Annotated in this window: 10 protein-coding genes; 1 reads left to right on the top strand and 9 read right to left on the bottom strand. The window is 37.4% G+C overall.

Translation table 11 applies throughout. From position 1 onward, the window contains the following. Positions 1 to 49: 49 nt before the first annotated feature. From V7108_RS06400 to V7108_RS06420, 5 genes are all read right to left on the bottom strand, one after another. Positions 50 to 1,729 carry an AMP-binding protein gene (locus tag V7108_RS06400; protein ID WP_335567604.1) on the bottom strand — a complete coding sequence of 560 codons (1,680 nt, stop codon included), beginning with the start codon at positions 1,727 to 1,729 and terminating at the stop codon, positions 50 to 52. 39 nt (positions 1,730 to 1,768) lie between these two features. Beyond that, entirely contained in the window at positions 1,769 to 3,082 is a 1,314-nt protein-coding gene (locus V7108_RS06405) for a TRAP transporter large permease (protein WP_335567605.1), read from the bottom strand. A gap of 15 nt (positions 3,083 to 3,097) precedes the next feature. Next, the gene (locus V7108_RS06410) at positions 3,098 to 3,574 is read right to left on the bottom strand and encodes a TRAP transporter small permease (RefSeq protein WP_335567606.1); all 477 of its coding nucleotides are present in this window, start codon (positions 3,572 to 3,574) and stop codon (positions 3,098 to 3,100) included. Between the two features lie 146 nt (positions 3,575 to 3,720). Further along, entirely contained in the window at positions 3,721 to 4,779 is a 1,059-nt protein-coding gene (locus V7108_RS06415) for a TRAP transporter substrate-binding protein (RefSeq protein ID WP_335567607.1), read from the bottom strand. A 105-nt stretch (positions 4,780 to 4,884) separates the two neighbouring features. Beyond that, the gene (locus V7108_RS06420; RefSeq protein ID WP_335567608.1) at positions 4,885 to 5,682 is read right to left on the bottom strand and encodes an enoyl-CoA hydratase/isomerase family protein; all 798 of its coding nucleotides are present in this window, start codon (positions 5,680 to 5,682) and stop codon (positions 4,885 to 4,887) included. Positions 5,683 to 6,032: 350 nt separating this feature from the next. Between V7108_RS06420 and V7108_RS06425 the strand changes: the two genes are divergently transcribed. Next, the gene (locus tag V7108_RS06425; protein WP_335567760.1) at positions 6,033 to 6,917 is read left to right on the top strand and encodes a LysR substrate-binding domain-containing protein; all 885 of its coding nucleotides are present in this window, start codon (positions 6,033 to 6,035) and stop codon (positions 6,915 to 6,917) included. Positions 6,918 to 7,062: 145 nt separating this feature from the next. On the opposite strand, the gene V7108_RS06430 is transcribed toward V7108_RS06425, so the two are convergent. The 4 genes from V7108_RS06430 to V7108_RS06445 form a co-directional block, all read right to left on the bottom strand. Continuing rightward, positions 7,063 to 7,599 (bottom strand): VUT family protein, encoded by a 537-nt coding sequence (locus V7108_RS06430; RefSeq protein ID WP_335567609.1) that lies wholly within the window; start codon positions 7,597 to 7,599, stop codon positions 7,063 to 7,065. A gap of 371 nt (positions 7,600 to 7,970) precedes the next feature. Further along, positions 7,971 to 9,227 carry an anaerobic sulfatase maturase gene (locus V7108_RS06435; RefSeq protein ID WP_335567610.1) on the bottom strand — a complete coding sequence of 419 codons (1,257 nt, stop codon included), beginning with the start codon at positions 9,225 to 9,227 and terminating at the stop codon, positions 7,971 to 7,973. 80 nt (positions 9,228 to 9,307) lie between these two features. After that, positions 9,308 to 11,629: an arylsulfatase gene (locus V7108_RS06440; protein ID WP_335567611.1), complete on the bottom strand. Its 2,322-nt coding sequence runs from the start codon at positions 11,627 to 11,629 to the stop codon at positions 9,308 to 9,310. 176 nt (positions 11,630 to 11,805) lie between these two features. Continuing rightward, positions 11,806 to 13,797 carry an acetoacetate--CoA ligase gene (locus V7108_RS06445; protein WP_335567612.1) on the bottom strand — a complete coding sequence of 664 codons (1,992 nt, stop codon included), beginning with the start codon at positions 13,795 to 13,797 and terminating at the stop codon, positions 11,806 to 11,808. Positions 13,798 to 13,815: the final 18 nt, after the last annotated feature.

Consider the following 13,815-nt stretch of genomic DNA (forward strand, 5'->3'; position numbering starts at 1 on the left):
TAATTTTTATATTCTGAATTTAATCTACGAAGCAACTCTATTAACCTACCTACTGCTCCTTTATAGCAACAATTCCCTTTGAAGTTACCTTAAAACCTCCATCCTTTTCACGATCCCAAGTAAAACTAGTCAAGCCCCTAATACCTTGCCCACGGAGAATATTTTTCCTCACTTTCCCCGTAGGAGTTCTCGGAAAATCTTCAAAAAACTCGATATACCTCGGAACCATAAAGTAACCCATATTTTCATAGCAATAATTAAAAATTTCCTGATGACTAATGTCCGCATCCTTCTTTAAGATAATGCAAGCTTTAATTTCATCTTCACCTATTTCAGAAGGTACAGGAATAACAGCAGACTCATTTATTTGCGGATGCTTATCGATGACACTTTCAATTTCAAAGGATGAAATATTTTCACCTCGTCTACGGATGGCATCTTTTAAACGATCTACAAAATAGATATATCCTTCCTTATCCTTATAGGCACGATCACCTGTACGGAACCATAACCCTCTCCATGCTTCAACTGTTTTTTCTGGTTTATTGTAGTACTCAAGCATGACAATATGAGGGATTTTGGGTCGTACAATAATTTCACCTTGTTCAAATGGAGAGCATTCAAAGTCATGTTCATCAACAATTTTCAAATCATAATATTGTTCAAAAGGACGGCCAGCTGAGCCGGGTTTATCTTCATCAAGCTCTGTAGAAGAAACGATATTCCATTCCGTTCCCCCATACGCAACCACTAATTTAAATCCAAACCGATTCTGGATCTCATAATAGGTATCTGTAGGTGATGGAATCACATAAACAGCACGAATTGAATTATTTGCATCTTCTGGATTTGCCTTTTGTTTGTGTAACATCGGTAAAACCCCGCCCAATGTTGATAACAAAGTCACTTGTTGCTCGTGTACATCTTTCCAGAATGATGTAATACTAAACTTTTTCTTTAAGATCATCTTAGCGCCAGATAACATACATGCCATCGTTACAAATTTAGCTGCAGTATGGTAATAGGGAAGAAAGTTTAATGAAATATCATTTTCCTCGTAATGCATAATACCTGCATGGGTCATTCCCATGAAAACCAAATGGTGATTGGAAAGAAGTACCCCTTTCGACGGTCCTGTCGTCCCAGAAGTATAGATAATACCGACAGGATCATTGGGATAAACGGGATTGATCTTTACTTCATTGTAAAGATTCCGAATCCTTATCTCAGAATTTTGAATGACTCGGTCCCATTCAACATTGTTCCAACTAGATTCATATGGATATTGATTAATACCATGAGAAATTACATGTTGAATTTTTTCTAATCCACCTGAGACCTTGTTTAGCTCCCCATAATATTCTTCATCCACCACGATATATCTCGCATCTGAATCATTGATCAAATACTGGAGAGTTTCTCCTTTATAAACTGTATTAATTGGCACCTCAATAGCACCAAGTTTCGCCAGAGCGAACCACACTGATAGATAGTCTGTAGAACCAGTCATTAATACGGCTACATGAGTTCCTTTCTTAATTCCTATGTCCAATAGATTAGAAGCAACGATATCTACTTTTTCTTTCATTTCTGCATAGGTTACCTCTCGGTTTTGCTCATCGAGACTAACATAAAATACTGAGCTGCTGTTAGTTTCATAACAACTGTCTAACATCTCACTTAATACTCGCCGTTCATATGGCAATGACTCTATAAAACGATGAATCATCGTATTTCCTCCTAGACCAAAGTGATATTTCTAGAATCCTCAACCAAATGCATTGTTAGGAATGAACAGTGCAATTTCCGGAAATATATAAATTAAGATAATTAATACTAGAATAGGTATAACAAATAACATAGCTCCTTTAAATATTTCACCTAATGATAACTGATCCGCCACACCATTTAAGACAAAGCAATTCATACCAACAGGTGGTGTTATTAAAGCCATTTCTATTAATAGAACGACGATAACACCAAACCAAATCAAATCAAATCCTAACATATCAACGATTGGTAATATGATAGGGACTGTCACTACGAGCATAGCAACTGTATCCATTAGAGCTCCGAGAATAATGTACATACACACTATTAAAATAAATATCATGGTTGGTGATAGGTCCGATGCAGTAAGTAGATCCGCCAGTTTATATGGAATACGTGTAATTACTAGAATATAGTTTAAGATAAACGCTCCCATAATAATTGCGAAGAGAAAACCAGTAGTTGTTATTGTTCTAAACAATGCTTCTGTGAAATTTTTCTTCGTAATGGTCCTGCGCATTAAACCAATAATAAATGCACCGAAGGCACCGACACCAGCCGATTCAGTTACAGTAAAGATACCTAAATAAATTCCCCCAATAACCACCACAAATAGCAAAACAATTGGCAGATTACTTTTTAAAGAAATAAATCGTTCCTTCCAGGTCACTTCATTGTCTTGTGCAGAACCTTTTACTAGACTCGGTTTAAATGTTACTGCCAGATAAATGGTAATCATAAACAGAATAGTCAGAAGAATACCCGGAAGTATACCTGCCAATAAGAGTTTTCCAATCGACTGTTCGGTAATCATGCCATAGATAATGAATGTTGTACTGGGAGGGATAAGGATTCCAAGTGTTCCACCCGCAACGATTGAACCCCCTGTCAGACTTTTATCGTACCCTGCTTGGAGCATTTCTTTGGTAGCAATAACACCCATGGTTCCCGTTGTGGCTAAACTTGAACCCGTAGATGCTCCAAACATGGCAGAGGAACCTATTGTTGCCAACCCCAATCCACCTTTTAATTTTCCAAACCACAGGCGAAATGTCGTGAATAATTCGGAACTAATCCCTGCTGAATATAACAAATGCCCCATAAGTACAAAAAGTGGTACCGTCAAGAGGGTGTAATTATAACTCTGGTCCCAAACAATACTATTGATTACTGATATAAGCGCACCTACATCCTTTAACAATATAATTCCAACACAAGCAGGAACCGCCATGGCGATAGCGATTGGCACACGAAGAAACATTAAGATAAATACAAACAGTATGACAAGAATACCAATAACTTCTGTGTCCATTTAGTTTTCCCCCCTTTATTCCGTACGTTTAATTTTTTTCATGGACTCATAACATTTAATGATAATTTCCAATCCCCATGCAGCAAAACCCATAACGATAAATAACTTAAAGGGGTAAAATGATATGTTCAACAGGTCGGTAGATTTCGAAAAGTCACTCTCCGTAATGAATACCCAACACACTAGTAGACAGAAAATAAAGGCAAGCAGATGAGCAGCGAGATCAAAAATCACCTGTATTTTAGCTGGTAATCTATCAACAATAATACCAATCGATATATGAGAATTCGTTTTTTCGGTATATGCTAAGGATCCCATTATGAGTAAAACCATAGCAAGCTGAGTAAGTTCAACATCTCCCAAAACTGGATGGTTTAGACTTCTCAATATTGCAAAGATAGTTACTAATGGCATTAGCAAAGCCAATGTAATGGCCACAACCCATTTATTAATAAACGTAAAATATCTAGTTAGTTTAATAAAAGTAACCAAATACCATCCCTTCTTTCCTAGATAATAAATCATCAATATACTGAACTTTGATATCTTCTTAAAGGCAGCTACAATTTTGCTGCCTTTAAGGAGTCTATATTTATCCACAATCCCAATAGGAGCTAATTTGATTAGTAGCTGGTAAATTATTTACTGAGAGGGGTTTCAATTCCCTCAGCTTCTAGTAATTCTATAAAGTAATCCATCATTTCTTGACCAGGATACCCCTTGTCATTCGCCTTTTTAACCCAATTTCCCCAAACCTCTTTTGCAGGCTGTCGGAATTTCTCTAACTCAGAATCTTTTAATTCAATTACCTTGCCTTTTTTTTCTTCAAATTTCTTAAGTGCATTCTCTTGTTCTGTCACATACATTTCTGCAGGCATATCTGCTAATTTCGGTCCAAAATCTTCTAAAAACATTTTTTTCAAGTCATCTGGTAATCTATTTAAAGAGTCTGTATTGATCAAATTAACCCAAGACTGAGAATCAAGACTAACACGAGTTAAATATGGTGCAACTTCATAGAAACTAAAACCAATGGAACCAATTGCCGGATAAATCACACTGTCTACCGTTCCTCTCTCTAAGGCCTCATACAAATCCGCTTGTGAAAGACTGACAGGCGAGCCACCCCAAAGCTCAACCAATTGAATTTTTTCGTCACCAATTCCATTTACTTTTTTACCTTTCAAATCATTAAGTGATTCGATTGGCGTTTTACTAACAATGTGGTAGGGATCTGAACCTGTAAATGATAAGAAAGTAACATCATCAAATTTATCAGATAGAAATTTTTCATTGAATTTTTCAATTACTTTTCTCTTATCAAATGGATCGTGCAGGGAAAAAGGTAATTCTCCAATTGATAATGGAAATAATATTGTGTCATCTTGTATACTAGGATTTGCGTATCCAATGTCATATACACCACCAGCTATATCCTCATATACAGATTCATAGGGACCTAGTGCTGCACTAGGAAAAACATTAATTTTAATTCTCCCATCCGTTTCATCTTCTACATAATCCGCCCATTTTTGAACAGTCTTTGCGTAGTTATGCACAGCTGGCGGCTGAATATTAAAATCAAATTCGTAAACTTCATCTCCTTGACTCTGTTCAGATGAACCTTTCCCGCAAGCTGTTAAGAGTACTACAAAAGATAATAATAAGATGAATAAGAAAATAGGTTTGATCCTCATACTTCTCCCCCTTAAAAATAAATGGTTATACTATCTTCTCTAGTGCTAGACTTTAAAAGTATGCGCTTACAACTTATTGCTGCAAAATTATTTTCATCCAATCAATTATCGGTTACTTTTTGTGTTTTTTCTTTCGATAAATCTCATAATTTTTTCTTTGGTTTCACCTGATAAGACCATTTTCTCCGCCAATTCTGATTCCGTAATGTTCAGATCACCTGAATTAACCGCAACAGATGCATTCACCAATTTTTTTGTCATCTTGATAGAAAGTTGGCCCTTGTCTCGTAGTTTTTTAACCATTATACCTACTTCCTCACTCATTTTATCTCTCGACACAACTTTATTCACCAGACCTAATCTAAAGCCTTCCTCTGCCGTTACATCTTCACACAACATAATTAACTCTTTTGCTTTACTTGCACCAACGGCCTTAACAAGCCTAGGAGTACATCCCCAAGATAAAAACATACCAATATTTGTTTCCGGAAGGTTTAATAAACTATCATTCGAAATAAGACGGAAATCTGCTGCCATTGCGATTGCAACTCCTCCGCCATATGCGGATCCTCTTAACGCTGCAATCGTAATTTGCTCAATATTTTCCAACTTCTGTAACATTTCCTGACCCAGTAGTTGCATTAACTTAAATTGAATTGATACTTCCTTTTCTCCTACTGAAATATCATATAATTCATTTAAATCATATCCTGTTGAAAAGAACCTTCCCTCATTCGTAAATATGACGTAGTTAATCTCATTTTCTACTCTTAAGTATTCAGTTAGTTCAATTAACTCTTTTAACATAACCAAATTAATAGAATTTCCTCGTTCTTCACGGTTTAACCATACAGTCAATACATCATTGTTTTTTTCTAATCGTAGAGTTTGAAAGTCTTTCATATTTTACCCCCATTAATTTTGTAAAAACCATTTTACTTTAACAATAGAAATCCTCTTTAAAATGAACCTCACCAAATGAATTTTATTGTCTTTGTTTAACTCTATTGTATCCCTCTTAATAACTGAATATTAATACTATTAACAATTGTATTAATATTTGAAAAGTATTAATATTATTTATAGAGGGTTCTTATTAGGTCTAGGGCCTTTAAAAAATAATAAGTTAGCGAATATAATAGATTTTTTCCTTGTAATAATTAGGCGCTTACCCCTAAATAGGAAAATCAAGAATAATATGGTAATTATTTAGAAGCGACTATTTGATTAAAGGAGATGGATAGATTTTGGAAATGAGGCATTTACGATATTTCATTGCCGTTGCAGAGGAATTACATTTTAACAAAGCAGCTGAGCGACTAAATATTAGTCAGCCTCCTCTTAGTCAACAAATCAATCAATTAGAGAAAGAATTGGGAGTAACGTTGTTCAACCGAACAAAAAGAAGTGTTGAATTAACCGAGGCGGGAAAGCAATTTCTCGATAGAGCCTATTCAATTTTTATTAAGCTAGATGAAGCTTGTGAAGAGGCTCGTAAAATCCAAAATGGGGCACTAGGACAATTAACCATAGGATATACAGGATTATTAAGTATACAACTCATTCACTTCTTCCACTACTATCGATCAAAATTCCCAAATGTAAATGTGGTGTTTCATCAGATGTCAACTGCAGAGCAGATTAATGCTTTAAATGACAATCGAATTCATATAGGTTTTACCTGGGAAACTGTCAATAATAACGGATTAAACAGTATTATTACGAGAAAGATCCCTTTTGTTATTGCAATCCCAATCAACCATCCTTTATCAAAAGAGAATGTTTCTCTAGATCTACTGAATTTTCGGGATGAGCAGTTTATTATGTCGTTAAGAAATAAAGAACCGAATTATTATGATACGATTTTAGCAGTTTTTCATAAAGCTGGTTTTACACCAAAAATATATCAAGAAACGGATGGTATCTACAATATTCTCACCTTTGTATCTGCAGAATGGGGAGTAGCAATCTGTTCTGAACTAGCTATGGAAATACAAAAACCTGGAGTAGTGTTTAAGAGAATTAGAGGAGAATACCCTACAGTTGATTTATCATTAACATGGCGTAAGGATGAAAACTATCCTGTATTAAATAGTTTCATTTCCATATTCAGAGAATGGAGTGAAAATAATAGGTAATTAACTCCTATTTACCTTCTCAGTAGAAATTTCAAATTGTAAGTAATCGGAAATACATCAATCGTTATCCTGCTACATAATACAAATCTGAAAAAAAAAGGAGAAACTCCAAACTCTTATACAGAGCATGGAGCTTCTTCCATTCTTAGTTTGAAACTGTACGATTGCTCAAATTATTGGTTTGGTGAATGATTAATGCTGCAATACCCTGAATGATGGTTTTTACAATCACTTGCCCCAGGATTGCGAATGGAACGGCCTCCCATGGTAAGAAATTTGCACCCAGCGGGCTAAGACCGATGACGACGAAAATGGCTGAATCCAATAAACCACCGACAATTCCACTATAAAGAACACGTAAGCTCATAGGCAGGTTTAACCGGGTATAAATCTCTGTATCGGTTGTTTCTGCAATTGCAAAGGAAATCGCGGATGCCATGACGATGATTAAGGTGTCCCCTAACATGTAGGAAACAATCGCCGAAAGGAATAGCGCTAATCCGATGAACATATAGGTTTTCTTTCTTCCGTATTTGTTTTGAACCAAGTCACGGAAGATGAAGGTTGCCCCGATTAATAATGTCCCCATTGGAACAATAAAGACACCTAACTGTAATGGTGCGATTGCAGCAGTTACGACGTTTGCCGCGATGATTGAAATTAAATACAATAAAATTCTCATGATGCTCACTCCCTTTGATTTTTTATCCGCAGTTTTTTCCTTTATCCCGTTAAAAAAGAAAAAACAGCATCTCTAAGAGAAGTGCTGCTTCGCCTTAGTTTTTTTAACGAGGGGTGCTAGAACCTCGACCGCAGGATGCGGATTTTTATTCATGTGAAATTTAGTTTACTATTTTTTTAGTGTTCTGTCTAGAGTGGCTTATCCAAGTTCAAAGAATGCGATAATCCACGATTTACTTTAAAGATTTGACGCAATGTGTTGTTCCATATTCCAATCGAAATATATTTGACCTTGTAATTATAATTGTGGTTGTTTTACTATCTTTCATACTTCGTTATTGATAGATTATAATCGTTAAACTCCGAAAAAAATCAGTTTCTAACAATCAATGGCCCTTTGATGACCTGCATGATATCAGAAGCTGGCAGATTATGTTCGATTAATTGGACGATGACCTTCATGTAGCGGTGGATATGAGAAAAATATTTTTTATAGCCCGCACATAAATAATTCAAACCGGGCTCGCCATCATCAGAAAGAAGGAAGCGATGTTTCGGACATTCACCATGACAAGCAAAGCGTACTTCACAGCTTTGACATTGCTTTGGCAATGTATCTCTTTTCACATCACCAAATTCCTTCTGTTGCGGAGAACTCATCATTTTCTTTAAAGAATCTTCGGAGATATTTCCGAGTTTATATTCTGGATACATAAAATGATCACAAGAGTAAACGTCCCCTGTGTGTTCGATGATCCCTGCGTTTCCGCACGTTTCTGAAAATAAACAGATGGGTGAAGGAAGACCGAGCCAAGCAGCAAGTGCCCATTCAAAATTCATCACATGAACTTTCCCGACATCATTGCGAACCCATTCATCAAATACCTCAATCAGAAAATCACCGTATTGCTCGGAGCCAATTGTCCAAGGGGAAACCGCCTTTTGTACCTCCGATTGGGTCAAAGATGGCGGTGTTGCATGTCGAAGCCCTAATTTTAAGGCTTTTGCATCTGGCAACCGTTCAACAATCGGGATAAATTGAAGATATTGAACCCCATTTTCTTTAAAGTATCGATAGATTTCGATTGCCCGTGGCGCAGATTCCTTCGTCACACAAGTGAGGACATTATAACTAACCTTGTATTTTTGCAAGAGTGATAGACCATGTAGCACTTGGTCTGAAGTTGGCTGCCCCCCACGGTTTACACGATAGTAATCATGAATCTCAGGCGGTCCGTCGATGCTTATGCCGACAAGAAAATCATTTGCTGCGAGAAATTTACACCATTCATCATCTAGTAATGTGCCATTTGTCTGTAAAGAGTTGGATATTTTTTTATCACCTGCATACTTTTTTTGGAATTGGACGACCTTTTTATAAAAATCAAGGCCCATTAAGGTTGGTTCTCCCCCTTGCCAAACAAAAGGGATTTCCGGTGCTTTTTGCGATTTTATGTAATTTCTCACAAAGTTTTCTAATGTAACATCAGACATTTTATAGCTTGGTTGTCCTGGAAATAAGGCTTCCTTTTCTGTATAAAAACAATAATGGCAATCCAAATTACAGAGTGGACCACTAGGTTTAGCGATAATATGAAAATTATCTTCTCTTTGTTTTAGCAGATTCATTTTGTTCCCCCGTTTCTCCCTTTTCCCTAATGGATGGGGTACAAAGACATTGCCTTTGTACCCCTTAATTCCTTCTTTATTTATGGAATCGTAACCACTGCTGCTTCTTCAAACGAATAAATGGCTTTCTCTATACTTCCTGAATAAGGGAATGTCCCTTCGTTTTCGTATTCAGGACTCACCGGGTATAACATATCTTCCCCAATATCTAACCCTTCAAAGGACACTTTGAAAGGAAGCATTTTGATCTGTGTCTCCCCTACATTTTCATCGTTGACGTATAGGGTGCCAATACCTTCATTATTAGCGGTCTTATTAAAATGGAAGCGAAGTGTCATCTTTCCTTCCGTTAGCACTTTATCAGAAACAATTTTATATCGAGAAAATCCAGAATTATGTTCATAGATTAAATGATTGTCTTTAACATAGAAAGTATATCCACTCTTATCATTTCCTAGGGCTAACAATACCCCTTTGTCACCTTGTTTATATTCGAACGGTATTGTAATTTCGTATGAACGATTAATCGTGAAAGGTGCTGCCGATTCACTTACGTGTGTCATTTCCGGATAAAACGTAAATGTTTTTCTCGCTCGTGGTGAATCTACCGGCAGATTCGCTAATGAATTAAGAAAATGTTCGGTAAGCGGGAGGACATTATTCGCCTTTGCTTCCTTCTCCCATACTTTAATCAACTTTTCCAATCTCTTCGGTTCTTCGGCTGCAAGATCATTCAGTTCCGAAAAATCTTCATCCACATGATATAGTTCCCAGACATCGTCTTCAAATGGCTGACCTTTTTTATGAAAGGCAATTGCTTTCCAGCCCTCATGATAGATCGTACGATTTCCAGTTATTTCAAAATATTGCGACTTCTTTTTAGACTTTGCATTGCCATCCTTGAAAGTATAAGCAAAGCTTGTTCCCGTGACCGGCATTTGTTCGACGCCTTTTAAGGTTTTAGGTGACTTCACTCCAAGCAAATCATATACGGTAGCCGTAATATCACTTACATGGGTAAACTGAGTTCTTACTTTTCCTTTCTCATTATCCTCGATTCCTTTTGGCCAGTGTACAATCATTGGTGTCCGTATTCCACCCGCATATGTGGTACTTTTCACCATTTTGAATGGCGTATTGCTCACTTGTGCCCAGCCAGCAGGATAATCCGGATTGGTTGATTCCCCACCGATTTCATCCAGCTTTGCTTGTACCGTTTTGAAATCCTCTTTCATCGCATTGTAGGCAATGGCTTGGCTTGTAGATCCATTCTCACCGCCAATTGAGCTGGCACCGTTATCCGATATTAACACAATCATTGTATTCTCTAGTTCCCCGGTTTTCTCTAAAACATCAATCATTTTTCCAACTTGTTCATCCGTATGTGTTAAGAACCCAGCATACGTTTCCATGAAACGCGTATACACTTCCTTCTCATCCTCTGACAGGCCATCCCATGATTGAACACCAGGATTTAATGGAGCTAATTCAGCATCTTCAGGAATAAGCCCAATTTCCTTTTGTCTTTTAAAACGTTCTTCGCGTACCTTCTCCCAGCCCTCATCATAAACCCCATCGTACTGGTCTATGTATTCTTGTGGTACCTGGTGCGGCATATGTTGTGCCCCAAAACCTAGGTACATAAAAAATGGCTTTTCAGGTTGATTAGAAACGTGGTCAATAATATATTGACTGCCCTTTTCCACAAGCGCTTTAGAATAATGAAAGTCTTTATTGATAGGCGTTTCGATATGCGTATTGTCTTCGATGAGTTCTGGACGATATTGATCCGAGGAATCTTCAAGGTTTCCAAAATAACGATGGAAGCCCTTTCCTAATGGCCAGTTATGATATGGCCCAGCAGGCGAAACTTCTGCTGTTGGAAGGATATGCCACTTTCCAAGAGCGTAATTCGTAAAATTGTTTTCTGTGAGTACTTCGGCAACGGTTCCCGCTTCAGGGACAAGTTCTCCTCTTCGATTTGGAAAACTTGGTCCAAAGTCAAAATTGGAAACATGTCCCATTCCGACTGCATGACTGTTTCTTCCCGTTAATAACGAGGCCCTTGTTGGCGAACAAACAGGCGTCACATGAAAATTATTGTACCGAAGTCCATTTTCAGCTAGTCGGTCAATGTTCGGAGTCTTAATTTCTGAACCGTATGCACCTAAATCGGAATAACCAGTGTCATCCAAAACAATGTAGATTACATTTGGTTTTTCCGCTTGTGACTCTTCCCTCACGGAATTTTTATTATTAGCTGATTTATCTGAATTCGAATCTGCTTTTACCACCTTTTCACCGGCAAAATTTGCCGAGCAGCCAGCCATCATTGATAATGCAGAACCAAAAACGGTGGCTTTAAAGAAATTTGGAAATTTAGACTTAAAATCGCTAATCATAAACTCAAACTCCCTCCCCATAAATGTGTCTTTCTTTATCTTTAAAGCCAGAGGGACCCAAAAAGTTAGACTTTTAGGTACCCCTATCACAAATCAGTATGAGTTTCATCGTAGGACACTGACTCTGCAATAATATATCTGCCGCTTTTGAAAATCAGTTTCCAATTCTTTTACAACTATTTGACCATTCCCGAGGATAATTGTTCGCCAAATTTAACAAAGTACGTTAACGATTGTGGATTCAATAATGACCCGATGTTAACCGCTTTATCAACCGGTAAACCCATTAAAATCTTCTTAATCGGCACTTCTAGTTTCTTACCATTTAAGGTTTTCGGAAGTTCTTTTATACTTAAAATATCATTTGGGACATGTCTTGGAGAACAATTTTCCTTAATCGTTTGCTTAATATTTGCTTTTACAGCATTTGAAAGCTCGAAGCCTTCTTTTAGAACGATAAATAAAGGCATGTAGGATTGTTCTGCACTTATTGGAATATCGACAATTAAACTATCCATTACTTCTGGGATTTTTTCGATGGCACTGTAAATTTCACTTGTTCCCATTCGAATACCGCCACGGTTTATGGTTGCGTCTGATCGGCCGAATATAATCGCGGATCCTCTCGTCGTAATTTTAATAAAATCTCCATGTCGCCAAATATCTGGAAATACATTAAAGTAACTATCTTTATAACGTATTCCCTCTTCATCATTCCAAAAGTAGATCGGCATGGATGGTATTGGTTCTGTAATCACAAGTTCACCGATCTCATCAATTACTTCTACACCGGCATCATTATAAGCCCTTACCGCCGCCCCCAATACACGAGCCTGTATTTCGCCTGAGTAAACCGGTAAAATTGGACTTCCCCCCACAAAGCCCGAACAAATATCCGTTCCACCACTCGTAGAAGTAAGCCAAACGTCCTCTTTTACATGCTCATAAATCCAGTCAAAGCCACTTTCAGGTAACGGCGACCCAGTAGAGCCTATCGTTCTTAAGGGAGAGAGATCAAATTGTTCCTTAGGAATCAATCCTGCTTTCATACTGGCCATTAAAAAGCTTGCACTCGTTCCAAAAATGTTCAGTTTCGTAGATTCTGCAAACTTCCACAACGTTTCATCGTTTGGATAGTTTGGATTACCATCAAATAGGACAATGGTTGCTCCTGTCAGTAACCCGCTAACGCCAATATTCCACATCATCCATCCTGTAGTCGTGTACCAAAAAAATCGGTCGTCCTTCCTAATATCCATTTGAAGACCAAGGAATTTTAAATGCTCTAACAGGATTCCTCCTTGGCTTTGAACAATTCCTTTTGGTTTTCCTGTGGTACCGGAAGAATACAATATCCAAAGAGGATCATTAAAAGGAACTGGCTCAAATGTTAAAGCAGCATTATTATTTTCTTTTAAAACCTGATTCCACAAAATAGAATTATCTATCACTTCAGGTTTTTCTTGTAAATATGGAATGAGAATGGTTTGTTTTAGTGTCGGCAATTCTGCTTGTATTTTTTTCAAATGATCCAGACGGTCATAAGTCTTTCCGCCATATTGGTAGCCGTCAACAGCAATTAATACAGTTGGTTCGATTTGTTTAAACCGGTCAATGACACTTGCGATTCCAAATTCCGGTGCGCAGCTTGACCAAACAGCACCGATACTGGCACACGCTAGAAAGGCTGTGATCGTTTCTGGAATATTTGGGGCATAAGCAACGACACGATCCCCCCGCTTAACCCCTAACGACTTTAAATGTTTCGCGATTGCCGCTGTATTCTTTCTTAATTCAACCCAGCTAAGTTCCTGTGCTGGGCTTATCTCTGATTGATAAATAATTGCAGGTTTATTGGGATTCTCCTGCCTAAATATATGCTCTGCATAATTTAAATTCGCACCCTGAAACCATCTAACGTTTGGCATTTTATTACCTGATAATACTTCTTGATAAGCCCCTGTTGCTTTTATATCAAAAAATTCCCATATAGCTGTCCAAAAGTTTTCAATCTCCGTTACCGACCATTGCCATAATTCATTATAATGGTTAAATGTAAGCCCTCTTTTTTCCTCCAGCCAAACCATAAATTTTTTAATATTTGACTCATTTATCATTTGTTGAGAGGGCTCCCAGAGTAACTTTTCTTGTATTTTATCTGCTTTCAATCCGATCCCTCCATTTAA

The organism is Neobacillus vireti (genome assembly GCF_036962345.1).
GTDB classification, from domain to species: Bacteria; Bacillota; Bacilli; order Bacillales; family Cytobacillaceae; genus Neobacillus; species Neobacillus vireti_A.